Source organism: Halomonas colorata (genome assembly GCF_014897985.1).
Taxonomy (GTDB): Bacteria; Pseudomonadota; Gammaproteobacteria; order Pseudomonadales; family Halomonadaceae; genus Vreelandella; species Vreelandella colorata.
The window spans coordinates 19,651-44,714 of sequence record NZ_JABUZA010000002.1 but is presented as its reverse complement, the minus strand read 5'-3'; the positions used below and the strand labels follow the sequence as shown (position 1 = coordinate 44,714).

20 protein-coding genes are annotated in these 25,064 nt (G+C 55.3%); 15 read left to right on the top strand and 5 right to left on the bottom strand.

Going from position 1 to position 25,064, the window contains the following annotated elements; genetic code table 11:
* Positions 1-11: 11 nt before the first annotated feature.
* The gene (gene ftsZ / locus INT33_RS01365; protein ID WP_192537258.1) at positions 12-1,193 is read left to right on the top strand and encodes a cell division protein FtsZ; all 1,182 of its coding nucleotides are present in this window, start codon (positions 12-14) and stop codon (positions 1,191-1,193) included.
* 135 nt (positions 1,194-1,328) lie between these two features.
* Complete coding sequence (lpxC, locus tag INT33_RS01360) at positions 1,329-2,240, top strand: UDP-3-O-acyl-N-acetylglucosamine deacetylase (protein ID WP_018915781.1); 912 nt, start codon at positions 1,329-1,331, stop codon at positions 2,238-2,240.
* 102 nt (positions 2,241-2,342) lie between these two features.
* On the opposite strand, the gene INT33_RS01355 is transcribed toward lpxC, so the two are convergent.
* A complete protein-coding gene (locus INT33_RS01355; RefSeq protein ID WP_018915782.1) occupies positions 2,343-2,801 on the bottom strand; it encodes a DUF721 domain-containing protein in 459 nt (152 codons plus the stop codon).
* A 108-nt stretch (positions 2,802-2,909) separates the two neighbouring features.
* On the opposite strand from INT33_RS01355, the gene INT33_RS01350 reads away from it, so the two are divergent.
* The 4 genes from INT33_RS01350 to INT33_RS01335 all read left to right on the top strand — a co-directional run bounded on the left by INT33_RS01350 (position 2,910) and on the right by INT33_RS01335 (position 8,451).
* Positions 2,910-3,272 carry a hypothetical protein gene (locus tag INT33_RS01350; RefSeq protein WP_192537260.1) on the top strand — a complete coding sequence of 121 codons (363 nt, stop codon included), beginning with the start codon at positions 2,910-2,912 and terminating at the stop codon, positions 3,270-3,272.
* A 72-nt stretch (positions 3,273-3,344) separates the two neighbouring features.
* Positions 3,345-6,101 (top strand): preprotein translocase subunit SecA, encoded by a 2,757-nt coding sequence (secA, locus tag INT33_RS01345; protein ID WP_192537267.1) that lies wholly within the window; start codon positions 3,345-3,347, stop codon positions 6,099-6,101.
* Between the two features lie 34 nt (positions 6,102-6,135).
* On the top strand, positions 6,136-7,365 hold the full coding sequence (gene argJ / locus INT33_RS01340) for a bifunctional glutamate N-acetyltransferase/amino-acid acetyltransferase ArgJ (protein WP_192537270.1): 1,230 nt from the start codon (positions 6,136-6,138) through the stop codon (positions 7,363-7,365).
* 129 nt (positions 7,366-7,494) lie between these two features.
* Complete coding sequence (locus INT33_RS01335) at positions 7,495-8,451, top strand: Nudix family hydrolase (protein ID WP_225736070.1); 957 nt, start codon at positions 7,495-7,497, stop codon at positions 8,449-8,451.
* Between the two features lie 149 nt (positions 8,452-8,600).
* Here the strand turns inward: INT33_RS01335 and INT33_RS01330 are convergent, their stop codons facing one another.
* Both INT33_RS01330 and INT33_RS01325 read right to left on the bottom strand, forming a co-directional pair.
* Complete coding sequence (locus tag INT33_RS01330; RefSeq protein WP_192537272.1) at positions 8,601-9,515, bottom strand: carbon-nitrogen hydrolase; 915 nt, start codon at positions 9,513-9,515, stop codon at positions 8,601-8,603.
* A gap of 9 nt (positions 9,516-9,524) precedes the next feature.
* Positions 9,525-10,580 carry an agmatine deiminase family protein gene (locus INT33_RS01325; protein WP_192537274.1) on the bottom strand — a complete coding sequence of 352 codons (1,056 nt, stop codon included), beginning with the start codon at positions 10,578-10,580 and terminating at the stop codon, positions 9,525-9,527.
* 225 nt (positions 10,581-10,805) lie between these two features.
* Between INT33_RS01325 and INT33_RS01320 the strand changes: the two genes are divergently transcribed.
* The gene (locus INT33_RS01320) at positions 10,806-12,047 is read left to right on the top strand and encodes a lipoprotein-releasing ABC transporter permease subunit (RefSeq protein WP_018915789.1); all 1,242 of its coding nucleotides are present in this window, start codon (positions 10,806-10,808) and stop codon (positions 12,045-12,047) included.
* A 10-nt stretch (positions 12,048-12,057) separates the two neighbouring features.
* The gene (locus INT33_RS01315; RefSeq protein ID WP_407648019.1) at positions 12,058-12,819 is read left to right on the top strand and encodes an ABC transporter ATP-binding protein; all 762 of its coding nucleotides are present in this window, start codon (positions 12,058-12,060) and stop codon (positions 12,817-12,819) included.
* On the opposite strand, the gene INT33_RS01310 is transcribed toward INT33_RS01315, so the two are convergent.
* Positions 12,816-13,367: a DUF2062 domain-containing protein gene (locus INT33_RS01310; protein WP_192537276.1), complete on the bottom strand. Its 552-nt coding sequence runs from the start codon at positions 13,365-13,367 to the stop codon at positions 12,816-12,818. The genes INT33_RS01315 and INT33_RS01310 overlap by 4 nt on opposite strands.
* Before the next feature lie 96 nt (positions 13,368-13,463).
* Here INT33_RS01310 and INT33_RS01305 point away from each other — a divergent pair, with 96 nt between their 5' ends.
* Genes INT33_RS01305 through murB form a run of 7 tightly spaced genes read left to right on the top strand, consistent with a single transcriptional unit; the run spans position 13,464 to position 21,046 of the window.
* Positions 13,464-15,731 carry a DNA internalization-related competence protein ComEC/Rec2 gene (locus INT33_RS01305; RefSeq protein ID WP_192537277.1) on the top strand — a complete coding sequence of 756 codons (2,268 nt, stop codon included), beginning with the start codon at positions 13,464-13,466 and terminating at the stop codon, positions 15,729-15,731.
* 56 nt (positions 15,732-15,787) lie between these two features.
* Positions 15,788-17,524, top strand: a complete 1,737-nt coding sequence (gene msbA / locus INT33_RS01300) for a lipid A export permease/ATP-binding protein MsbA (RefSeq protein ID WP_192537279.1) — start codon at positions 15,788-15,790, stop codon at positions 17,522-17,524.
* Positions 17,521-18,516: a tetraacyldisaccharide 4'-kinase gene (gene lpxK, locus INT33_RS01295; RefSeq protein ID WP_192537281.1), complete on the top strand. Its 996-nt coding sequence runs from the start codon at positions 17,521-17,523 to the stop codon at positions 18,514-18,516. The genes msbA and lpxK overlap by 4 nt, the downstream gene beginning before the upstream one ends.
* Positions 18,517-18,529: 13 nt before the next feature.
* Complete coding sequence (locus INT33_RS01290) at positions 18,530-18,739, top strand: Trm112 family protein (RefSeq protein ID WP_018915794.1); 210 nt, start codon at positions 18,530-18,532, stop codon at positions 18,737-18,739.
* A complete protein-coding gene (gene kdsB, locus INT33_RS01285) occupies positions 18,739-19,509 on the top strand; it encodes a 3-deoxy-manno-octulosonate cytidylyltransferase (protein ID WP_192537283.1) in 771 nt (256 codons plus the stop codon). The genes INT33_RS01290 and kdsB overlap by 1 nt, the downstream gene beginning before the upstream one ends.
* A gap of 41 nt (positions 19,510-19,550) precedes the next feature.
* Positions 19,551-20,021: a low molecular weight protein-tyrosine-phosphatase gene (locus INT33_RS01280; protein WP_192537285.1), complete on the top strand. Its 471-nt coding sequence runs from the start codon at positions 19,551-19,553 to the stop codon at positions 20,019-20,021.
* Positions 20,018-21,046: a UDP-N-acetylmuramate dehydrogenase gene (gene murB, locus INT33_RS01275; RefSeq protein ID WP_318782739.1), complete on the top strand. Its 1,029-nt coding sequence runs from the start codon at positions 20,018-20,020 to the stop codon at positions 21,044-21,046. The genes INT33_RS01280 and murB overlap by 4 nt, the downstream gene beginning before the upstream one ends.
* A 57-nt stretch (positions 21,047-21,103) precedes the next feature.
* On the opposite strand, the gene rne is transcribed toward murB, so the two are convergent.
* A complete protein-coding gene (gene rne / locus INT33_RS01270) occupies positions 21,104-24,466 on the bottom strand; it encodes a ribonuclease E (protein ID WP_192537287.1) in 3,363 nt (1,120 codons plus the stop codon).
* Positions 24,467-25,064: the final 598 nt, after the last annotated feature.

The window sequence follows — 25,064 nt, the reverse complement described above, 5'->3', positions numbered from 1 at the left end:
AGACGGGGCTTATGTTCGAATTGGTAGATAACGCACCCTCGAGTAGTGCGGTCATCAAAGTAGTCGGTGTTGGTGGTGGCGGCGGTAATGCCGTCAACCATATGGTCGAAAGCAATATTGAAGGCGTTGAGTTTATTTGCGCCAATACCGATGCCCAGGCACTTAAACGCGTATCCGCGAAAACAGTCTTACAGCTCGGTAGTGAAATCACTAAAGGGCTAGGCGCTGGTGCTAACCCAGAAGTGGGGCGCCAGGCCGCAATGGAAGATCGAGATCGTATCGCCGAGCTATTGCAGGGCGCCGATATGGTCTTTATCACTGCTGGTATGGGCGGTGGTACAGGTACTGGCGGCGCTCCCGTGGTTGCTCAGGTGGCCAAAGAGCTAGGTATTCTAACCGTGGCAGTGGTTACACGGCCTTTCCCGTTTGAGGGTCCCAAGCGTATGCGCGCGGCCGAAGAGGGCATGAAAGAGCTCTCCGAGCACGTCGACTCGCTGATCACTATCCCCAACGAAAAACTGCTTTCCGTATTAGGCAAGAACGCTACGCTGCTCACGGCGTTCAGCGCCGCGAATGATGTACTGCTAGGTGCCGTACAAGGTATCGCCGAGCTGATTACCAGTCCCGGCATTATCAACGTCGACTTTGCTGATGTGCGCACCGTTATGTCTGAAATGGGCATGGCGATGATGGGCACAGGCGGGGCTACCGGTGAAAACCGTGCCCGCGAAGCAGCCGAAAAAGCTATCCGCAGCCCGCTGTTGGAAGATATCGATCTGCATGGCGCACGGGGTATTCTGGTCAATATTACTGCTGGCCCGGATCTTTCGATTGGCGAATTCAACGATGTGGGTGCCACGGTTCAGGAATTTGCGTCGCAAGAAGCCACCATCGTGGTCGGAACTTCCATTGATATGGAAATGTCCGATGAGCTGCGTGTAACGGTGGTTGCTGCCGGCTTGGATGGTAGCAAGTCTTCTAAAGCGTCAGCAACGCGCGAGCCGGTGCGCCGCTCCGCCACGGACTCTTCTGATTATCGCAAGCTCCAGCAGCCAACAGTAATGCGCCAGCAGGCCACGGCTCGTGCAGAAGCGCCGGAACATGCGCCTAAGCCGCGGCCTGAAAAAAGCCGTTCAGCTGATGCTGATGACTATCTGGACATTCCAGCGTTCTTGCGCCGTCAGGCTGACTGATTGTTTCAATCGGTGTCAAATACATCAAACGAGTGTTTTATTGGTTAAAACGCTCGTTTGCTGTTAAAGTGAACACTGTTTGATAACTTCCCCTTTCCTTACGGTACTGCCGTCATTAGAGTTCGACCACTGCCCATGATCAGACAACGCACCCTACAAAACGTCATCCGCGCCACTGGAGTGGGTCTGCACTCCGGTAAAAAAGTCCATTTGGCTTTGCGTCCGGCGCCGGCAAACACCGGGATTGTGTTTGTTAGAACCGATCTGGATCCCGTGGTACACGTACCCGCACGTGCCGAGCTTGTCGAAGATACAAAGCTTTGCACTGCACTTTCGTTTGAAGGCGTCAAAGTGGCAACGGTTGAACACCTGATGTCTGCGTTTGCAGGCTTGGGTATCGACAATGCGTATGTTGACTTAAGTGCGCCTGAAGTTCCTATTATGGACGGCAGTGCTAGCCCGTTTGTGTTTTTGATTCAATCGGCGGGTATTCTTGAACAGGATGCCCCAAAGAAATTTATCCGCATCAAGCGTCGCGTAGCGGTTAGCGATGGCGATAAAGAAGCCGTTTTTCTACCTCATCAGGGGTTCAAGGTCTCTTTTGCGATTGATTTTGATCACCCGGTATTTGAGCAGCAGAAACAAACGGCCCTGATTGATTTCTCGACCACATCTTTTGTGAAAGAAGTTTCCCGGGCGCGTACTTTCGGATTCATGAAGGACCTGGAATTTTTACGCTCTAATAACCTGGCTCTTGGCGGCAGCCTTGATAATGCAATCGTTGTCGATGATTACCGTATCGTCAACGAGGGCGGACTGCGCTACGAAGACGAGTTTGTAAAACACAAAGTGCTGGATGCCATTGGTGATCTGTATCAGTTGGGCCACAGCCTGATTGGCGAATTCCATGGTGTTAAGTCCGGTCATGCGCTGAACAATCAGCTATGTCGTGAACTGATGGCGCAGCCCGATGCTTACGAGATTGTGACGTTTGAAGGCGAGAAAGCCGTCGCGCCTATTTCGTACGCGGCACCCGCAATGGCCTGATGGCTTAGGTAATAGCGCTATTCGAACTTGTGGCACGGTTCAGGTTGGATGTTAAGCACCGCTTTGGCGGTGCTTTTGCATTTCTAGGTATCACGAATACTGTTATTTCTCTGGTGCGTGGGATGCCAGGCGCTCAAGCGCTTTGCGAAGCGCGGGGTTCTGCATGTCGCTTGCGCACTCCGTCAGGGTTTGACCTGCGCTGGCTGATAGTTTGCGCGTGTTGCGCAGTGGGGCTTCAACCGGGTGTACGGGGCGAACTTTAAAGGTAAAGCCGCTTACGGCTTCAAAGCCGGGTAGCTGGTGAAGCAGCGTCAATAAACGCCGCTGCTCAAAGCGTAGCCACGTCAGCCAGCTGGCTTGGCCGCTGATAAGGGTCAGGCGGCCTTCACGAAAGCCGCCCACAAAAATATGCTGGCGCATTTCTTCAGGCAGATGCGCGCGTAGGTGGCTCTGGGCCTGGTCAATAAGACGAGATTGGCGCATTAACTGGCCAATATCGCCAGACTTGTTTAGCAGGCGGGCGATGGGCTGGGCCTGAGAACGCTTAACCTTTATACTCATACGCTTGAATCCTAGGATAACCCTCTCAATATTACTAAGTAGCCATGTAAATTTTTTGACGAGCTACTTATCAGCAGAGCCTAACACGCTCAGGAGCCAACCCACAGCATGTCCTCAACGCTTAATGCCTTTTATGCTTCGCCGCGACGTTACCGTCGTTATGGCCTGGCGCGTTGGTGGCTGGCGGGTCTCCTAGTAAGCTGTCTTTTACCCAGCAGTCTAGTGCCTTCTGATGCTTTTCGCGGTACTGAACGCAGCGTTAGCGTCTGTTTGTGGGTGCCCGCTATTTTACGTGCCCAGTCTCAATGGATCGCCAGAAGGCGGCGCGCCTTAAAGCGTTGGCAGCGGCGCATCAAGCAGGTGAGGGTGCTGCGTCACAGCTTGCCTGCGTACCGCTTTATAAAGCGCCAGGTGGCCGCGCGCGATGTGCTTACCCAGCGTGGCCCGCCTGCTTATTTCACGGTTCACTAAAAACGCACTCTATTTGCCTTATATGGAACAGGGCGAAACCCATTGGGTCGCTCATGATGATGTGGATATTTCATGATTAATAATTTGTTACGTAAAGTAGTTGGTTCTAAGAATGACCGTGAAGTAAAGCGCATGCACAAAAACGTTCACGGTGTGAACGCGCTTGAGGCAGAGTTTGAAAAACTGAGTGATGAAGAGCTTCAGGGCAAAACGGCAGAACTACGCCAGCGGCTGAGCAGTGGTGAAGCGCTGGATAACCTGCTACCCGACGCCTTTGCAATCGTACGTGAGGCGAGCAAGCGCGTAATGGGGATGCGCCATTTCGATGTGCAGATGGTCGGGGGCATGACACTGCATCGTGGGCGTATCGCCGAAATGAAAACCGGTGAAGGTAAAACGCTGGTCGCAACGCTTGCGGTTTATCTGAATGCGCTGCCCGCCAAGGGCGTGCACGTTGTGACGGTGAACGACTATCTGGCGCGCCGTGATGCCGAGTGGATGCGTCCGCTGTATGAGTTCCTCGGACTCTCCATCGGCGTTATCTTTTCGGGTCAGACGGGTGAAGAGAAGCGCCATGCCTACCGGTGCGATATCACCTACGGTACCAATAACGAGTTTGGTTTTGACTACCTGCGCGACAACATGGCGTTCTCCTTGGAAGACAAGGTGCAGCGTGGCCTGCATTACGCCATTGTCGATGAGGTCGATTCCATCCTGATTGATGAAGCGCGTACGCCGCTAATCATCTCTGGCGCAGTGGATGAAAATACCAATCTTTATAACGTCGCGAACCAGCTCTCTTTGCAGTTAGAGCAAGGCGAGGTGTCTGAAGACGACGATGTGCCTGCTACCGGCGATTTCGTGCTGGATGAAAAGCAGAAACAGGTGGAGCTGACCGAGCAGGGGCATAACAAGGTAGAAGAACTGATGCAGGCGGAAGGCCTTCTTAAAGAAGGCGAGTCGCTCTATGCGGCTCAAAACCTTAACCTGCTTCAACATATGCACTCTGCACTACGCGCGCGCTATCTGTATAACCGCGACGTGGACTACATCGTTTCGGAAGATCAGGTGGTCATCGTTGATGAGCATACCGGCCGGACGATGCCGGGCCGCCGCTGGTCTGAAGGCCTGCATCAGGCCGTTGAGGCCAAAGAAGGCGTAACCGTTCAGCGTGAAAGCCAGACGCTGGCATCCACGACCTTCCAGAACTATTTCCGCCTGTATGAAAAACTTGCAGGTATGACCGGTACCGCCGATACCGAAGCGTTCGAATTTCGCCAGATTTACGGCCTTGACGTTATCGTCATTCCGACCAACCGTCCGTTGGCACGGAAGGATCTTAACGATCTGGTCTACCTGAGCGCTGAAGAAAAATACGAAGCGATTATCAAAGACGTTAAAACCGAAACCGAAGCAGGGCGCCCGGTGTTGGTAGGTACCGCTTCAATTGAAACGTCAGAATATCTTGCGCGCCTGATGAATGATGCAGGTCTCAAGTTCAGCGTTCTGAATGCCAAGCAGCACCAAAGCGAAGCGGAAATTATTGCTCAGGCGGGTCGTCCTGGCGCTATTACGATTGCCACCAATATGGCCGGTCGGGGTACCGATATCATGCTGGGCGGTAACTGGGAGGCGGACGCTGCCAAGCTACAGAACCCAAGCCAAGCCCAGATTGACGCGTTAAAAACCGAATGGCAACAGCGCCATGACGGCGTGCTGGCAGCCGGTGGTTTGCACGTTATCGGCTCTGAGCGCCACGAGTCCCGGCGTATTGATAACCAGCTGCGTGGCCGTGCAGGTCGTCAGGGCGACCCGGGTTCGACTCGCTTCTTCCTGTCGCTGGAAGACAGCTTGATGCGCCTGTTCGGCTCTGATCGCGTCAAACGCCTGATGCAGGCGCTAGGCCTTGAGCGCGGTGAAGCCATCGAGCACAAGATGGTATCTAACGCGGTAGAGCGGGCGCAGAAAAAAGTTGAAGGACGTAACTTCGATATCCGTAAGCAGCTGCTTGAATATGATGACGTCGCCAACGATCAGCGCCGGGTTATTTACGAACAGCGCAACGAAGTCCTGGCCTCTGACGATATTTCAGAAGCGATCGTGGGTATCCGTGAAGAAGTGATGGAAGACTCCATCAGCGACTTCGTTCCACCGCAAAGCCTGGCCGAACAGTGGGATTTGCCTGGCTTGGAAGCGCATCTCAAGGCGGAATTTAACCTGGATGCTCCGGTGGTTGAGTGGGCGGCTGAAGATGAGCGTTTCAGTGAAGAGAAACTGCGCGAACGTCTCCAGACCATGCACCGGGAAGCCTATGCGGCCAAGGTGGATGCAGCCGGGGCTACTCTGATTCGTCGCTTTGAAAAGCAAGTAATGCTGCAGGTTCTGGATACGCGTTGGAAAGAGCATTTGCAGTCCATGGATCACCTGCGTCGCGGTATTCATCTGCGCGGCTACGCCCAGAAAAACCCCAAGCAAGAGTACAAGCGCGAATCCTTTGAGCTGTTCCAGCACTTGCTAACCAATATCAAAGCGGACGTTACCCGTATCTTGAGCCATGTCCAGGTACGCCAGCCTGAAGAGGTCGATGCGCTGGAGCAAAAACGTCGTGACGAGCTGGCCCGTGAAAAAGCGGCCGCCGCTACCCGTCACGATGACGCTTCATCGAATGAGAATGCAGCAGCGGGAGCGGAAATGAGTGGCGTCGATGACAATGACGCTGACATGGATGCACGCCCTGTACGTCGCGAAGGGCCTAAAGTCGGGCGTAACGATCCCTGTATTTGCGGCTCAGGTAAGAAGTACAAGCAGTGCTGTGGAAAATTAAGCTAACGAAGCGGGCTGAATAAAGGTAGAGGAGACGATCATGGCGGTGGGTAAAAGTCCCTTTCCGGTGATGCCACCCCTTGCGGGGGTGCGCCTAGGAAGTGCAATGGCGGGTATTAAAAAACCGGGTCGCCGTGACGTGGTGGTGATTGAACTGCCTGAATCAGCTGCGGTGTCCGGTGTCTTTACGCGTAATGCGTTTTGTGCAGCACCCGTAACGGTTGCCAAGGCGCATATCGAGCGCTGCCGCGAGAACGGTCAGTCGCCGCGTTATTGGCTGGTGAATACTGGTAATGCGAATGCGGGCACCGGTAAACAAGGGCTTCAAGATGCCTATGCCAGCTGCAAAGCGTTGGCAGAACAGGCGGGCGTTGCAGAGCATCAGGTGCTGCCTTTCTCAACCGGCGTCATTGGTGAGCCGCTCCCCATGGAGCGGCTGCTGGCGGGCCTGGCCCCTGCGCTTTATTCAACAGCCGAGGGTAGCCAGGCCTGGCAGCAGGCGGGCGAGGGGATTCTCACCACCGATACCCGAGCTAAAGGCGCAAGCATTACGCTTGACGTGAGTGGTGGCACGATCACTATCAACGGGATCACTAAAGGCTCCGGCATGATCAAGCCGAATATGGCGACCATGCTGGGCTTTGTGGTGACCGATGCGACGATTGAGCAGTCGTTGCTGGATCGTCTGCTGCGCGAAACCGTTGATGCTTCCTTCAACTGCATTACCGTGGACAGCGATACCTCCACCAACGATGCCTGCCTGCTGGCAGCTACGGGGGCGGGGGCTGCGGTCATTAATGACGCAGATATCGAGCTGTTTCGTGATGCGTTGCAGCAGGTAATGACCACGTTAGCGCAGGCAATCATTCGTGACGGTGAGGGCGCGACGAAGTTTGTCACGCTTCAGGTCGATGACGCAAAGAGCCGTCAGGAAGCGTTGGATGTGGCATTTACGGTTGCCCATTCACCGCTGGTTAAAACGGCGCTTTATGCATCTGACGCTAACTGGGGTCGTATATTGGCCGCAGTGGGTCGGGCGCCCGTGGATAATTTTGACGTGAGTCGGGTAGTCATTGACTTGGCTGATGTTCGTCTGGTCGAAGGCGGCGGCCGGGCAAGCGGCTACACTGAAAAGGCGGGCAGTGCGGTGATGGCACAAGAAGAGATCACTATTCGCATCAGCCTGGGACGTGGTGACGAGAGCGCCACCGTTTGGACCTCGGATCTTTCCCATGACTATGTGACGATTAACGCGGATTATCGTAGCTAAGGTTATCCTAGCTAGGGTTATCGTAGCTAAGTTCAGTCGAAAGGCTGGATCAGCAGTCATAAAAGGGCTCACGCAGCGAGTTGGCGCTGGCATTAACTTGCCAGCGCGTACACAGTGGATAAAGACGTAATGAATGTAATGGTAAAACGACGGGTTCATGTCGCGGCAGCTGCAATCGTTAGTGCCGATCAGAAAAAAGTATTGATCGCGCGTCGGCCCTCGAATGTCGATCAGGGCGGTTTATGGGAGTTTCCCGGTGGCAAGCTGGCGCCTTATGAAACGGGTCTTGAAGGGCTTAAGCGCGAGCTGCACGAAGAGCTGGGTGTCGAGATTATTCGCGCCCAGCCTTTGATCCGTATCCACCATGAATATCCTGACAAGCATATTTTGCTGGATGTTTGGCAGGTTCATGAGTTTGCGGGCGAGCCGTTTGGGCGCGAGGGTCAGGCGGTACGCTGGGTGCCGATGGAAGAGCTGGTAAAATATCCGTTCCCTGCCGCCAATCTGCCTATTCTGCGCGCCGTCATGCTGCCCACTGAGTACCTGATTACCAGTGAAGAGGCGGATGAAGCACGGTTTGATGCGTTCCTGGAACGGGCGTTGAAAGAAGATAATATTCGTCTTGTGCAGCTACGTGCCAAAGCGCTTGATGAGGCCGCCTACATTGAGCGTGCCGAGCGTGCCTTGCGTATGTGTCGTGAGCATGGCGCTAGCCTGCTGCTTAACGGTGAGCCTGGCTTGCTTGAAAAAGTGGATGCTGACGGTATCCACTTAACCAGTGAACGGTTAATGCAGCTGGACCGACGTCCTATTTCGGAACAGAAGTGGCTTTCGGCATCGACCCATGATCAGATCCAGCTTTCGAAAGCAGCCGTACTGGGCTGTGATTTCGTGACTTTGTCGCCACTGCGTACAACGCCTTCCCATCCAGAAGTAGCCCCCATTGGCTGGCATGATTTCCAGCAGCTGGTTGAGCGTGCCGGTATGCCGGTCTTTGCGCTGGGCGGCATGACCCGCTTTGATGCAAATCATGCCCGTGCTGTAGGCGCTCAGGGTATCGCCTCGATTCGCGATTTCTGGAAGTAAGCTTTTACGTGCTGAGGATAAGTACTTAAAATAAGCACTTAAGATAAGCACTTAAAATTAGCATCTAAGATTAGTACCGAAGATAAGCGCCAAAAAAACGCCTGCCAGAGTCATCTGGCAGGCGTTTGCTTTATGAGCTTGTTACGACCCTAATCGCGAAAGCGGCGGGTTAAATCGCTATAGGCATCTATGCGGCGATCACGCAGATAAGGCCAGATGCGCCGGGTGTTTTCACAGCGCGCCATATCGATAGTGACGACCAGCTGCTCGGCCTCTTCACCTGCATGGGCAAGCAGCTCGCCCTGAGGCCCACAGATAAAGCTTCCACCCCAGAACTGAATGCCGTCACCGACACCTGAATGGTCGGCCTCAAAGCCAATACGGTTAGCGACGATCACCGGCAAGCCATTGGCGACACCGTGGGAGCGCTGAATCAGCGTCCAGGCATCTTTCTGACGTGTCTGCTCGGCGATATCATCGTTGGGGTCCCAGCCAATGGCCGTGGGGTAAAGCAGCAAGTCGGCGCCCGCCAAGGCCATCAGGCGTGCGGCTTCCGGATACCATTGATCCCAGCATACCAAAACGCCTAAACGGCCAAGCGATGTATCAATCGGGGTAAACCCTTCTGCACGGCTCGCGTCATGGTCACCGGGCGTAAAATAAAACTTTTCATAAAAGCCCGGGTCATCGGGAATATGCATTTTACGATACTGACCTACGCGGCCTTTATCGCGGTCATATACCACGGCGGTGTTGTGATAAAGCCCAGGCGCACGTCGTTCAAACAGTGAACCCACCAGTACGATATCCAGCTCGCGGGCTAACGCTTCCAGGCGCTGGCCGGTCGGCCCATCCAGCGGCTCGGCCAAATCAAACAGCGCCGGGTCTTCAAACTGGCAAAAGTAGTGGGTAGCATGCAGCTCCTGAAGCATGACCAGCTGCGCGCCGCGCTTTACCGCATCCCGAATGCCCGCTTCGCTGGCGTCAAGGCTCTGCGCTTTATCGGGCCAGGCAGGCTGCTGAACTATTCCAACCGTTAGGTCAGTTGTCGACTTTATAGACATCGTAGCTCCTTACTGGTTGGAAGAGGCCGCTGTCAGCGTACCTTTGGGTAGCTGCATGGTTAAGCAGTGTAGGCTGCCATGCTGACGAATAACGCTTGAGCACTCAATGGGGATCAACGCATGGTCTGGAAACGCATCGGCTAGCGCCATGAGCGCCAAAGTATCTGCTGGATCACCATAGGTGGGTACCAGCACCGCGTCGTTAATAATCAGGAAGTTGGCATAAGTGGCTGGCAGCCGATGGCCGTCTTCAGGATCAAAGCATGCCTGTGGCCAAGGCAGTGGTACAAGCCGGTATGCTTCGCCGTTACGCTGCCGAAAAGCTTTTAACTCCTGCTCCATGGCCTGTAGCGCGGCATAATGCGGATCTTGCGGATCGTCGCAGCGAACATAGGCAATCGTCGTGGGATTGCAAAAACGCGCCAATGTATCAACGTGGCTATCCGTATCGTCACCTTCTAGGTGGCCGTTGGTTAACCACAGCACGCGGTCGACGCCAAAGTCGTCAGCCAGCAGCGCTTCAACGTCCTGTCGGGTCAAATGCGGATTGCGGTTAGGGTTGAGCAAACAGGCTTCAGTGGTTAAAAGCGTGCCTTCACCATCGGTTTCAATCGCGCCACCTTCCAGCACCATATCGCGTGAAGCAATTGGGCACGCCCAAACGCCTGCGTCCGCTAGCGCTTGTGTCAGCTGGTTATCGTTGCTGGCCGGAAATTTGCCGCCCCAACCGGTGAAGGTGTAGTCCAGCATTACTGGCTGGCCTTCGTCATCAACCACGCTGATTGGGCCGTGGTCGCGTGCCCAGGTATCATCCGTGGGCGCCACTATCAGTAATAGCTTGTGAGCCGGCACGCCGTAGGCATCGAATGTTGCCCGCACCCGGGCGCAGGTTGCCTCATCAGGCATGCTGATAACCACCTGCTGATAACGAACGGTTGCCAGTACAATGCGCTCAAGCGTTGCCTCAATGCGCGATAGCAGCGACTCCCAGTCGCCATCAGGGCGTGGCCAGGTGAGCTGTAAACCGTCTTGTGGATGCCATTCAGGCAGCAGGCGATAAGTCATGTTAGCCAACGTCGCAGAGCCTCTTGGTAAGATCTTTTGATAAACACAAACGCTCGCCGATTGCGCCAGCGTAAATGGGCGCAATGTAGGGGGTCGCGGGGTAACTTGCAAGCCCTACGTGGTTTAAGGGAACGGGCCTGTATTCTGTCGCTCTAATGGCCGTTTGCACATGCAGTATTGCTAAAAAAACCGTACCATGAGCGCTTATTAATAAGGAATGACGCCATGCTTGATCGTTTGCCTTTCCTGGTGGGGCTGCGCTACGTGCGCGCCAAACGCCGGAATCACTTTATTTCATTTATTTCATTAACATCGATGCTGGGGCTCATGCTGGGGGTGGCGGTGCTCATCCTGGTGTTATCGGTCATGAACGGTTTCGACCACGAACTGCGCACGCGCATTCTAGGAATGGTGCCGCATACGAAAATCGAGGCAACCCAAGGGATGGTCGAGTGGGAAGCGCTGGCCGACGAGCTGATCCAGCGCGAGCGCGTCATTGGTGCAGCACCGTATGTTGAGCAGCAGGGTATGTTCTCTGCCGCTGGTCGTAACCAAGGGGCAATGGTCAACGGTATTAACCCTGATTGGGAAGATCAGGTATCCATTATCGGTCAGCATATGCGCCAAGGTGCGCTTGCCGACCTGGTGCCGGGTGAGTGGAATGTGGTGCTTGGCTCAATGCTGGCACGCCAGTTGGGCGTTGGCGTCGGCGATCGTGTGACGCTGCTGGTGCCTGAAGCATCCATTACACCGGCAGGTGTTTTCCCGCGTTTAAAGCGCTTTACCGTTAGCGGTATTTTCAGCGTTGGCGCTGATCTTGATGCCAATCTTGCCTACGCCAATATTGAAGATATGCAAACGCTGGCCCGCCTGGGCGATGCGGTAGGTGGCTTGCGCCTGGAGCTTAACGATCTGTTTATAGCCGGCAGTGAAACTCAGGCTATCGTTAATGATTTAGGGCCGGGCTACCGCGGTACTGACTGGACGTCCTCGCATGGCAACCTTTTCCAGGCCATTCAAATGGAAAAGCGCATGATTGCGCTGCTGTTAACCGTTATTGTGGCCGTCGCCGCTTTCAATATTGTTTCTACCCTGGTCATGGTGGTCACCGACAAGCGAGCGGATATCGCTATTTTGCGCACCATTGGCGCAACGCCACGCTCTATCATGGGTATTTTCATCGTTCAAGGATTGGCCATTGGCCTGATGGGGATTGCCATTGGCGTGGCCGTGGGCATTTTGCTGGCGCTGACAATCTCGGATCTGATCGGTTGGTTTGAAGCGGCCTTTGGTATTCAGTTCCTGGATGCAGGCGTTTACTTTATTAGCGACTTGCCATCTCAACTGCAGTGGGACGACGTTCGCAACATTGTATTGGCGGCCTTCGGTCTAACGTTCCTGTCCACGCTGTACCCCGCTTGGCGCGCTGCTCGTGTTCAACCGGCGGATGTTCTGCGCTATGAATAAGGATGCTTCCATGTCTACTACTACGCCGTTAACTGCCGCGTCGTCTACCGCTACGCCAGGCTCCGGGGCAAAGGCTCAGGAGCCGCCCATTATGCTGAATTGCCATGATTTAACACGCGTTTATAGCGAAGGTCCGCAAGACTTAACCGTGCTTGATAAGCTTGAGCTATCCGTGCGTGCCGGTGAGCGTGTGGCGATCGTGGGCAGTTCAGGGTCGGGTAAAACGACGCTACTTAACCTGCTGGGCGGGCTGGATCGGCCTAGCAATGGCCAAGTAGTGATCGCGGGCGAACCGCTTTCTACATTAAACGAGGCGGCCTTAGGGAAGTTTCGCAATCGCTATATCGGCTTTGTCTACCAGTTTCACCATCTGCTGGCGGAGTTTACCGCGGTTGAAAATGCAGCGTTACCATTGATTATTCGCGGTCAGTCGAAAAAAACCGCTGAAAAACGTGCAATGCAGATTCTTGAGCGAGTCGGGATGAAAGCGCGAGCCGACCATAAGCCGGGCGAGCTTTCTGGCGGTGAGCGTCAGCGTGTGGCAATTGCCCGCGCGCTGGTAACTGATCCAAGCCTTGTGCTGATGGACGAGCCGACGGGGAACCTGGATCAAACGACCGCCGCGACCATTCTGGCCTTGATGGATGAGTTGGCTAAAGAGAGCGCCTGCGCCTTCGTTATCGTGACCCACGACGTGGGCCTGGCGGCGCATCAGGATAGGGTGCTTAAACTGGATGCAGGCAAGCTTATCGAGCAGCCCCGCACGCCTTAATCATCGAACTCAGATTCGACCCGCGCCCGACGCCGCTGCCTGTTTTGGCGGCGGCGTTTCCAGTTATAGGACACGTGCCAACGCCAGATAAGGCGAATGCCGACATTGGCCACCAGCGCCAAAACAATGGCCGTAACAAGTGATCCGACCACCAATGGGGGCAAAATATCGTGCATCTGTTCAGCAATCCAGCGCGTTGAAATACGCGTTGGCGCCTCGCGTACCGGCGCGCCGAGAATGAAGGTACCCAGCCGATAGTTGCAGTAAAAAATAAGCGGCATGGTGAGGGGGTTGGTGATCCAGACAAGACTTACCGACAGGGCCAGGTTACAGCGGCTAAGTCGTGCACCGATAGCCGCGACCACCATTTGAAAAGGTATGGGTAGCATGGCGCAAAACAAGCCGACGCTAAACGCATTGGCAACGCTTCGGCGAGTTAAAAGCCACAGACCCGGGTCAGCAATCAGCGGCGCCATAAAGCGTAGAGATCGCTGCTGCCGTAACATATCGGGTTTAGGCATATAGCGCTGCAGGAAACGGCGCGGCATGTCAGGTACTCTTGCCTATTAGTGCACCCATTATCCATATAGCGTAGTGCTTAGGCTATGCCGAGTGTGTGAAGTTCTTATGCCAAGGAGAGTCGTATGCCGTTGGGCGTTGCGATACCGGCTGCAATGGCGGCCCTGTCAGGCGCTATTATCGCTGGGGTAAGCGGCATGACAGGGCTCATTAATCCTTTTGTAGGCGTTGGTTTGCTGGCTGCGTTGTTGTTAATGGTCTGGCGGCCTCAGGCGGCTATATGGTTATTGATCGGTGGTTGGGTTTTTGTAGGTATTCATCAGGAGTGGGCTAGCCAGCTTCCGGTTGGGCTCAATGGTGAAGATGTCGTTGTGGATGCCACGCTGCTTAGCGTCACCGCATCCGGTGGCTCCCAGCGGCTGCTGCTAAGCGTTAATGCGTGTGAAGCGCCCAGCGATGCGCCTTCTTTCCGGGCGCTCCAAAAAGTACGTGTCACGGCGTATGGCGATAGCGTTTATCAAGCCGGAGAGCAGTGGCGTTTGACGCTGCGCCTGCGCCCCCCCAGTGGTTTTGCTAATCCTGATGTCTTTGATTTTGAACAGTGGCTATGGCGAGAGGGCATTCACGCAACCGGGTATGTGCGTCAGGAGCCAGCAGCGGTAAAACTGGCGGATGCTGGCTTCTCTGTACGCCTAATGGCGCTAGATGTATTGGATAACCAGCCACTGAGCGAGCGGACGCGCCGTTGGCTGGCCGCCTTGACGCTGGGTGAGGGCGACCGGTTAACCCAGGATGACTGGGCGCTGCTCAACGCCACGGGAACCACACACTTAGTGGTGATTTCAGGTTTGCATGTTGGTTTGGTGGCCGGGTTTGCGCTACTTCTGGCGAGAATGGCGTCACGGTTAATCACTCCCACCAACTGGCGGATGCGCGCTTGGCCGTGGTGGGCAGCGGCGGTGGTTACCGTTGGGTATGCGTCATTGGCAGGCTTGGCACCCCCGGCGATGCGGGCCATGGTGATGGCGCTGGTGGGCCTCTGGGTGCTGAGCGGGCGGCATGCGCCGGGCATTTGGCAGGCCTGGTGGCTGGCGCTTGGGTTAGTTGTTGTGATCGATCCGCTGTCATTATGGCGCCCTGGACTCTGGCTTTCATTTCTGGCCGTTGGCTGGTTGATTATTATCTGGCAGGGACGCTCTCGGCCGCGGGGCATTAAAGGCTGGTGCTGGGCACTGCTGCGCTCACAGTTATTGCTGGCTCCGCTAATGGCGGCTGCCGTTCTTATTGCCTTTGAACGTATCGCGCCTGCGTCGCCACTTATCAATTTAATCGCCGTGCCCTGGGTCAGTTCTGTGATGGTGCCTTTGGCGCTGTTGGGTTGGATTTTCGCGCCGCTACCCTTGCTTGGCACAGGCGTCTGGTGGCTGTTTGAGCAGGCGCTGGGCGTTTTTTACGCTTTGCTTACCCAGGTAGTGCAGCTATGGCCGCTATGGGAGCCTGACCAGACGCTCATCTATCCCTTAAGCGGTGTGCTTTTATGGCTGGCGCTGTGCTGGGGGCTGCCGAGTGTGCCTCCCTGGTTAAGAGGTGGACCGGTGCTGCTCGCGGTGTTGCTTCCCTGGTGGTCACCTCAGGAGCCCATGCCCAAAGGTAAGCTGCGCGTGACCGTGCATGACGTGGGCCAAGGCCAGCTTGTTGAGCTGCGCAGCCAGCAGTACCGCCTGCTTTACGATACGGGCCCGCGTTTTCAGGCAGGCTTTATGCCGCTACAAACGCTTTGGTCGCCTAACCAGCATTTTGATCAAGTGATCGTAAGCCATGCCGATATCGACCATGCCGGGGGCATTGGAGCGTTGCTTGAAGACCACAGCGTGGCGCGCTGGCAAGCACCGGTAGGTGAATCATTGCCGGTAATGGCCACCGCCTGCGAGCGCGGGCAAGCTTGGCAGCGTGATGGCATAGCCTATCGCTTTTTATGGCCACCCGCCGGGTCTAATACTTACTCCGCCAATGATCGCTCATGCGTGCTGGAAGTTAGCGTAGGCGAAAAGCGGCTGTTAATTACCGGGGATGTCAGTCGCGATATCGAACGGCGCTTTCTGCGCGATGTTGATTTGCCCGTCAGCGTATTGGTGGCCGGACATCACGGTAGCCGCACCAGTTCCGGCGTTCAGTTTGTTCAGCATGCCGCGCCCCATCACGCTATTTTTAGTGCTGGACGTAACAACCCTTTTCAGCACCCAGTGGATGATGTGGTACGGCGTTTTCGAAAACAAGGCAGCTGCCTGTGGAATACGGGACACGATGGTGCGCTGCGCTTTTGGCTGCAAAAAGATCATCCAGTGATTATCACACCCATGCGCCCGCAACCGGATAGCGCTAAGCGGTGTTGATGCGCCTCGCCATAAGGTAGAATTCAGCGCATTGCACACTATTGCCAGGAGCGCGTGTGACTGATTCAGGTTGGGTTCTTTATAAACGACTGCTGAGCTATGTAAAACCGCATTGGCGAGCATTTGCCCTAGCGGTCATTGGATTTGTGGTTTATGCCGCATCCAGTACGGCGCTTGCGGAAATGATGAAACGCCTCATTGACGGTATTCAAAATCCGGATGCGGCTTTTCGGCTATTTTTGCCGCTGTTTGTCGTTTTAATGTTTGCCGCGCGCGGGGTGGGTACTTTTTTGAGTACCTATTACATGGCGTATGTAGGTCGCTATGTCATCCACACGTTGCGCTGCGATGTATTTGCTCACTTGCTGCATTTGCCAGGGCGCTTTTTTGACCAGCACTCAAGCGGTCATCTCGTTTCCCGGGTAACGTACCATGTCGAGCAGGTGGCCGGGGCGGCAACCAATGCCGTTACCGTTATTCTGCGCGAAGGTCTGTTTGTCGTCGGGTTGATTGGCTATCTGTTCTGGACGAACTGGATGCTGACGCTGCTGTTTTTAGGCGTTACGCCAGTCATCGCCGCGGTCGTAAGCTATGTCAGCAAACGCTTTCGGAGTATCTCCAAGCGGATTCAGAGCTCAATGGGCGATGTCACGCATGTTGCCTCAGAAGGCTTGTCGGGTTATCGGGTGGTGCGCACCCACGGCGCGGAAGATTACGAAAAGCAGCGTTTCAAAAGCGTAAGCGAAGAAAACCGCAGGCAGAGCATGAAAGAGGCCAAGACCCGAGCGATAAGCTCTCCTGTCATTCTGATGCTGGTCGCCATTTCCATGGCGCTGCTGGTGTGGTTGGCCATGTCACCGGCATTAATGGCCGATATGACTCCAGGTGAATTTGTGGCATTTATTACGGCCGCTGCCCTGATGATCAAGCCAGTGCGTCAGCTCACCGAAATTAATAGCGATATTCAAAAAGGTATTGCCGCGGCCTCTGAACTGTTTGGGCTGATGGATTTGGCGCCCGAACAGGATACCGGCACACGCATACCTGGGCGTTTACGCGGTGAAGTGGCCCTGGAGAACGTTAGCTTTCGCTATGCAGACGAGCAGCCGGGCGTGCTTCACGATATCAATTTGCACGTCGCGCCAGGCGAACTGGTGGCGATCGTGGGCCGCTCGGGCAGCGGTAAATCAACGCTGGTCAGTCTGTTGCCGCGTTTTTATCGTCTCAATGAAGGGCGCATTCTAATTGACGGCGTGAATATTGATGAGTACGCGTTAGGGCCCCTGCGTCAGCAGATTGGTCTGGTCTCACAGCAGGTAACGCTGTTTAACGCCACGATTGCCGATAATATTGCCTATGGCACGTCGAATCCTGATCGTCAGGCTATCGAAGCGGCGGCAAAGGCTGCCTATGCCAGTGAGTATATCGAAAAGCTTCCTCAAGGTTATGAAACCGTAGTGGGGGAAAACGGTGTCATGCTGTCTGGCGGCCAGCGGCAGCGTCTGGCAATTGCCCGAGCGATCTTTAAAGATAGCCCGATACTGATTTTGGACGAGGCTACTTCGGCACTCGATACCGAGTCAGAGCGTTATATTCAAAAAGCCCTGGAGCATGTATGCAAAGGGCGTACCACGCTGGTAATCGCCCATCGGCTATCAACGATTGAGCGCGCCGACCGTATTCTGGTCATGGATCAAGGACGGATTATTGAGCAGGGCACTCATCAGGCGCTGCTGGAAGCGGGTGGCGCCTATTCGGCCTTGCATCAACTGCAGTTCCAGGAAGCGCCATGACGCTAGCCCAACGCTGGCTTGAAGGGGGCTATCATAATAGCCCTTGGCTTATCCCGTTACGCCCCTTGGGGGCGCTTTATCGATACATCATGAAGCGCCGTGAAGCCGCGTATGCCAGTGGGAAAAAGGTCAGCTGGCGAGCGCCGGTACCGGTGATCGTGGTAGGTAATATCACGCTTGGCGGTACGGGTAAGTCACCTTTGGTCGCGTGGTTGGGCCGCTGGCTGGTGGCACAAGGCTGGTCGCCGGGCATTGTGACCCGCGGCTATGGGGGTAACGCTGAACACTACCCGCTTCACGTTACCCCGGCTACTGACCCGGCACAAAGCGGTGACGAGCCGGTCATGCTTGCCCAGCAAACCGCGCTGCCTGTCGTTGCAGACCCAAAGCGTGCCCGCGGCACGCAGGCGCTGGTGGATCTCGGCTGCGATATAATTTTAAGCGATGACGGCTTGCAGCACTTGGCGCTTGAGCGCGATATAGAGCTTGTGGTGATTGATGGCGCGCGGGGGCTGGGCAATCAACGCTGCCTGCCTGCAGGGCCGCTACGCGAATCACCCCGGCGGTTAGCGCGTGTCGATGGCGTGATCGTGAATGGTGAAATGCGCCACTCACTGCCAATTGATGCAACCTCAATGCAGTTAATGCCGGTCGCTTGGCGGCGCCTGAAAGATGGTGAGCGTTTTCCACTAACCCCGTTACCCTTTAGTCTGCCTGTGTATGGCGTTGCCGGCATTGGCAACCCTGAGCGGTTTTTTACCACGCTGCGCGAACTGGGTGTGGAAGGCGAGATGCTGGCGCTTGCAGATCACCAGCGCTTTAGTGAGGCTATATTTTCCCCTGCTAAGCAGCGCCCCGTGGTCATGACCGCCAAAGATGCGGTGAAATGTAAAGAGATTGCCCCGTCCAATAGCTGGGTATTAGAAGTGGAAGCCACGCTTCCGCTAGAATTCGAACACTGGCTGACAGTCAAACTGTCGGCTTTATCCTGAAGGGGATGCACGCATGGATAAGGAACTGCTGGCGATGTTGGTCTGTCCGTTATGTAACGGCAAGCTAAAATACGACCGCGAGTCGCAAGAGTTGCGTTGTCATTACGATGGCCTGGCTTATCCGATACAGGAAGGCATTCCCGTGATGCTGCCTGAAGAAGCCCGGGTAATGGATGCAGATGAAAAGCTGCCAACCTCACCAGGACGCACGGGAGACCTGTAATGGCGTTTCCCACGTTTACGGCCATTGTGCCGGCCCGCTTTGGATCGACCCGGCTGCCGGGTAAGCCACTGCTTGATATTGCCGGTGAGCCCATGGTTGCTCACGTATGGCGGCGCGCCTGTCAAAGTCAGGCCAGCCGCGTGGTAGTCGCCACCGATGATGCCCGCATTCGCGACGCTATGGTGCACTACGGAGCAGAAGTCGTCATGACCCACGCGGATCATGCTTCGGGCACTGACAGGCTGGCTGAAGTTTCCCAAATCCTGGCGTTGCATGACGATGAGCTAGTGGTGAACGTGCAGGGCGACGAGCCGCTGATCCCCCCTACATTGATTGATCAGGTAGCGTTACGCTTGGCTGAGGATCCCGAGGCATCTATCGCTACGTTGGCTGAACCGATCAACGATGTCGATTCGCTGTTTAATCCTAACGTGGTCAAAGTAGTGCGCTCCTTGCAGGGTCGCGCACTGTATTTCTCCCGGGCACCGATTCCCTGGGATCGTGAGCAGTTCAAGCAACCGCCTGCGATGCTTGAAACGGATGCTTGGCTACGCCATATCGGGATTTACGCCTACCGGGCAGGTTTTTTAGCCGCTTATCGTGACTGGCCAGCGTCAGCACTTGAGCAGTTAGAGCAGCTCGAGCAATTGCGTGCGCTACACAATGGTCACCTAATTCAAGTGGCACTGGCCTGCGAGGTTAATCCTGCCGGGGTCGATACTCAGGAAGATCTGGATCGCGTACGCGCTTTGTTAACGCCGGATGATTAAAACATTTTTTTAAATACTCTCAACGTACAAGGAAGCGCTGTGTGACGCGGGTACTGTTCGTTTGTTTAGGCAATATTTGTCGCTCGCCCACTGCCGAGGGCGTTTTTCGCCGCGCGCTGGAAGACGCGGGCATGGGTGAGCAGGTAGTGATCGACTCTTGCGGGATAGGCAACTGGCATGTGGGCAAAGCGCCTGATCAACGGGCGCAGGTGGCGGCCAAGCGCCGGGGCGTCGATTTGAGCCCGCTATGCGCTCGTCAGTTAACGGCCAGTGATTTCTTAGACTTCGATTACATCTTGGCTATGGATAACGCTAACCTTCAAGCAATGCACGCCTTGAAGCCTTCTAAAAGCCAGGCGTATGTGGGGCTTTTCTTGGACTTCGCGGGTACGCCAGGGGCAGAGGTACCGGATCCTTACTACGGTGGTGACCAGGGGTTTGAGGACGTGCTGGATATGATTGAAGCCGCGTCGCACGGTTTGATTCAACATTTAAGAAGTGACTCCGCGTGATAGCTTTAGCTACGCAAAAAACTGCGCTAATCGATGAGTGCGTTGATCTCACCTCTGCCAATACGTTGCGCCTGCCGTGTATTGCCGACTATTACGCTGAGCCTGCATCGCTTGACGCTTTACGCCGTACGCTGGCCTATGCCAGACGTAAGCAATGGCCGGTAACCCTGCTGGGCGGTGGGAGCAACGTATTATTGCCGCCCCGTTTGGCCGGGCTTGCGATACGCCCGGCATTAAACCAGTGGTGGCTGACCCGCGATGGTAATGATGTGCTGGTGCATGTGGGGGCGGGCGTTAACTGGCATGCGTTGGTGCTTAATACGGCTGCCCGTGGCCTATGGGGCATCGAAAACCTGGCCCTCATTCCCGGTGACTGTGGTGCAGCGCCGGTGCAGAATATTGGTGCTTATGGCGTTGAACTTGCCGATAGCCTTCAGGCTTTGCAGGTCATGGAACTTGCAACGGGAGAAACGCGCTGGCTCAACAATGCCGACTGTGCGTTTGGCTACCGCGATAGCCTATTTAAAAATGCTTTAAATGGGCGCGTCGTGATTACCCAACTGGTGCTGCGGCTTTCCAGGCAGCCTGCGCTTAAGCTTCACTATGGCGATCTTGCCTCGCGTTTATCTAATGCGCCGAGCCCGTTGGATGTCGCCAATGCAGTATCGGCTATCCGACAAGAGAAGCTGCCTGACCCCAAGCAACTGGCGAACGCAGGCAGTTTTTTTAAAAATCCGATTGTTTCATCCCAGCAGGCGCTGGCGTTACTCGCTTGCTACCCAGGCATGCCGCATTTTCCGTTAAGCAATGGTCAAACCAAGCTGGCCGCAGGCTGGTTGATTGATCAGTGTGGTTTAAAAGGCACGCGTGAAGGCGCTTTTGGCGTGCATGACCGCCAAGCGTTAGTGCTGGTGCATCTAGGGGGTGGTGACCGAGAGGGGCTTATGCGCTTTGCTGACTCTCTTGTCGAGCAGGTAAATGCGCGTTTTAACGTGTTGCTAGAGCCTGAGCCGCGTCTGATCTAATGCTTTTGATGCATAAAAAAACCCCGCCTCGGCGGGGTTTTTTGCGCAGTTAGCAAATTACTCTTTGCTAGCCTCTTGTGCTTGCTGCCTACGCAGTTCGCGAGGATCGTTATGCGCACGGGTACGACGACGAGGTTTAGGCGTCTCTTCAGCCGTTACTTCGTCGCTAGTCGATAGTGTGGCCTGAGCTTCTGAAAACGGTGCTTTTTCAGCATCGATGGCATCAGTGGTCACGTCCGGGGCCGAATTAATAGCGGGCGCGGTATCTGTCTCAGGTTGGCTTGCATTAGCCTCCTGAGCAGGCATCGCGTCTGCCTGGGCGCTTACCGGGGCAATCTCTTTTGGCTCATCGGCTACGCCGCTTTCAGCAAGCTCCGTAGGAGAGGGGGCCAGCGTTTTATCGGCGTGGCTGTCTGCTTCGTTATCGGCTTCGTTCGCTGTCTCGCTATGAGTCTCGGCGATAGGCTGAGAAATAACGTCTGCGCCGCTGGCTTCAGGAGCAATGGTTTCAGAGGTATAAGCTGGTTTTTCATCGGCCTGTGGCTGAGCATCTGCAGCTATCGGCTCGTCGCCTTTTGCTGCGGTTGCCAGCTCATCGCTTAAGCGCTCTTCTACAGCTGCTTCTTCGGCAACCGATTTCTCAACAGTAGGCTCTTCAGCAATCAGCGTTGCAGATGCAGGCTTTTCTATAGCCAGTTCTTCAGGCTTCGCCTCGCTATGCTTGTTTGCTTCAAGGCTGGTTTCTTCAAAGCTGTTTTCTTCAAAGCCGGGTTCTTTAGAGCTAGTCTCTTCAAGCTTGGTCTCTGCAAGATTAGGCTCTTCAAGGACAGTCTCTTCAGACGGCGTCGTCTCGGACGTTAGCTCTTCAGGCTGAGAGGCTTCAGGCGTAGACACAGGCGCTGCCGCTGAGGTGTTTTCCTCGGCGGGGCTGGCTTCCTGCGCTTTGGCACTTGCGCTTTCGTCGGTCGGCTGAGCATCCGGCAGCTGTGTCGCTGTAGCGCTGGTAAGCGTTTCTTGCGGCGCGTTAGCTTCAGGTGTTACCGGCTCTGCGGCAGCCGTATCAGCGTTTGACGCTTCTTCGGCTGCTTGAGTCTGCAGCTGTAGCTGTTCTGCTTCTGCCTGCGGGTTAACGGCCTGTTTGCGTGAACGACTACGCGGGTTATTGCGCGTGCGTTTAGGCTTGTCATCCTCTTTCGCTACTGGCTTCTCTGCTTCGTTGCGTGCCGCCTCTTTGGCAGGTTTGGCATCGCGCTGAGTGTCGCGTTGGGTCTCGCGACGAGGCTCTTTCTGCGCCGCTTTGGGGGCGTCGCGGCTTTCTTCTTTTACCGCAGGTTTTACCGCAGGCGTGTCTTTCTGACGGTTGTTCTTGCTGGTGTTATCCTGCGTTTTTGCATCATCTTGCTGCGGGTTGCGACGCCGATTGCGGGTGCGGGTAGGGCCGCTACGCTTATCGTTGGCATCGTCACCGGCATTGTTGTTGGTACTGGTATTGGCGCTGGTATTTGCATTACGCGACTGGCTATTGCGTTGCTCAGACTTGCTGCTTTCGCTGCGCTCGTTGCGGGCAGGCTTTTGCTTAGTCTCGCTGCCTGGCTGGGCCGCTTTTTGGCTACTGCGTTCGGTCTGGCGACGAGGTGCCGGTTCTTTTGGCTTATCCGCAGGCTCTGCGGAACTGCTGTCATCGCTGCCCAGGAGTTTTGCGAAACCGCGAATAAAGCGTCCGATAACGCTCGGCTGCTCTTCCGTGTTGACCACAGGCGCGGCTGCTTTTGCTTTAGGGGCAGGTTCTTCGGTTTGTAGTGACGCCGGGGCCGGTGCGTTATGTGTGACACTTTTAACGGCGGCTTCAGCACGCTGAGTCGGTGGCGCAAAGCTTGGGTCTGGCTCTTTGCCTACTTCGGTATCGGTCGATAGCTCGAAGCTCGATAGCGTTTGGGTGTCGTCTTCGTCTAAATGATCATCGCGCAAACGCTGCACGTCGTAGTGAGGCGTATGCATTTCCGGGTTGGGCAGCAGCACAACGCGCACACCCTGGCGCGACTCGATATCGGCCAGTACGCTACGTTTTTCGTTGAGCAGGTAGGTAGCCACTGGCACCGGGAGAATCGCGCGGATCTGCGCACTACGCTCTTTCATGGCTTCTTCTTCGATCAGGCGCATGATCGAGAGCGAAAGCGAGCGTACGTCGCGGATAGTGCCCTGACCGTTACAGCGCGGGCATACCACGCCGCTGGTTTCACCCAGTGAGGGGCGTAGTCGCTGACGGGACATTTCCATCAGACCAAAGCGTGAAATGCGCCCAATCTGTACGCGAGCGCGATCAAGCTTCAAGGCGTCGCGCATGCGATTTTCAACTTCGCGTTGATTGCGTGCCGGGCCCATGTCGATAAAGTCGATAACCACCAGGCCGCCGATATCACGCAGGCGTAGCTGGCGGGCGATTTCATCGGCCGCTTCAGAGTTGGTTTGCAGAGCGGTTTCTTCGATATCGCTGCCGCGGGTTGCCCGGGCGGAGTTGATGTCGATCGACACCAGCGCTTCGGTATGATCGATCACGATCGAGCCGCCAGAGGGGAGTTTTACCTCACGCTGGTAGGCCGTTTCGATCTGTGATTCGATTTGAAAACGCGAGAAAAGCGGCACTTCGTCAGCATAAAGCTTAATTTTCTGCTGGTATGACGGCATCACCTGGCGGATAAAGCCCAGCGCTTCAGCGTGAATCTCGGGGCTGTCGATCAGCACCTCGCCAATGTCCTGGCGCAGGTAATCACGCATGGCCCGGATAATAACGTTGGATTCACGGTAAATCAGGAACGGGGCAGGCTGCTTGGCTGCTTCAGTGGTGATCGATTCCCATACCTGGGCCAGGTAGTCCAGATCCCACTGAAGTTCTTCCGGATTACGGCCGATGCCCGCTGTGCGCACGATCAGGCCCATCTTGTCGGGTACGGTGAGCTGGCCCATGGCGTCTTTCAGCTGGGTGCGCTCTTCCCCTTCAATACGGCGGGAAATACCGCCTGCACGGGGGTTGTTGGGCATCAGCACCAAAAAGCGGCCTGCCAAACTGATAAAGGTGGTAAGCGCTGCGCCTTTATTGCCGCGCTCCTCTTTATCCACCTGCACGATAACTTCCTGGCCCTCTCTTAGTACCTCTTTGATACTTGGGCGACCAGAGACGTCTTTAACGAAGTATTCGCGGGAGATTTCTTTGAGCGGGAGGAAGCCGTGGCGTTCTGCACCAAAGTCCACGAAGGCCGCTTCAAGGGAGGGTTCAACGCGGGTAATTTTGCCGCGGTAAATATTGGCTTTTTTCTGCTCTCGTGCGCCTGATTCAATATCCAGATCGTAAAGGCGTTGTCCATCAACCAGCGCGACCCGAAGCTCTTCGGGTTGGGTCGCATTGATAAGCATCCGTTTCATGTTGTCTCGCATAGCGTTGAGTACCGGCGAACCGCCCAAAAGGGGGACGTAGACGAATCGCAGGTGCTGCGTGCTTGTGCTCGGCGCATGGTTATGCTGACACGGCAAGCCGGGAAGGCATGATCGCCGACCCGGCTGACAGGTTGAGTACGTGGCGGAGGCAGGACATGTTTCGGTGGCTGTCACGTCCATCCGGCCCTGCTGACACCGCCTACACCTAGCATTTATCGATTCGCCAACGCCGGCCACCGGCACAGCGTTGAACTTGTCACCCAGAATTGGCCAATGCCTTGTGACGAAAAGGCGAAGCGGTTCTGAGTGTGGCGTTTTTATTAAGCAATCGCTTGCCGTTTTAGGCTAAGCGTTAGCAAATCTGTCGTCCTTATCTGTCGTACTTGTGAATAAGGGCGGCAGAGTAACTACATTTTTTAATACGTTAAGAATCAGGCAGTGCGTACACTGACGCCGCTTCTTGTGCTCAGGCCTGCGTGTTGGTCGGGCAGGCGCTTAAGCTAAACGCGGCATTAACACTTGTGAAAACAGGAATACTCAACAAGCCTTCCGCGCTTAGCGGGTGAACGATTTGGAATATAACAGT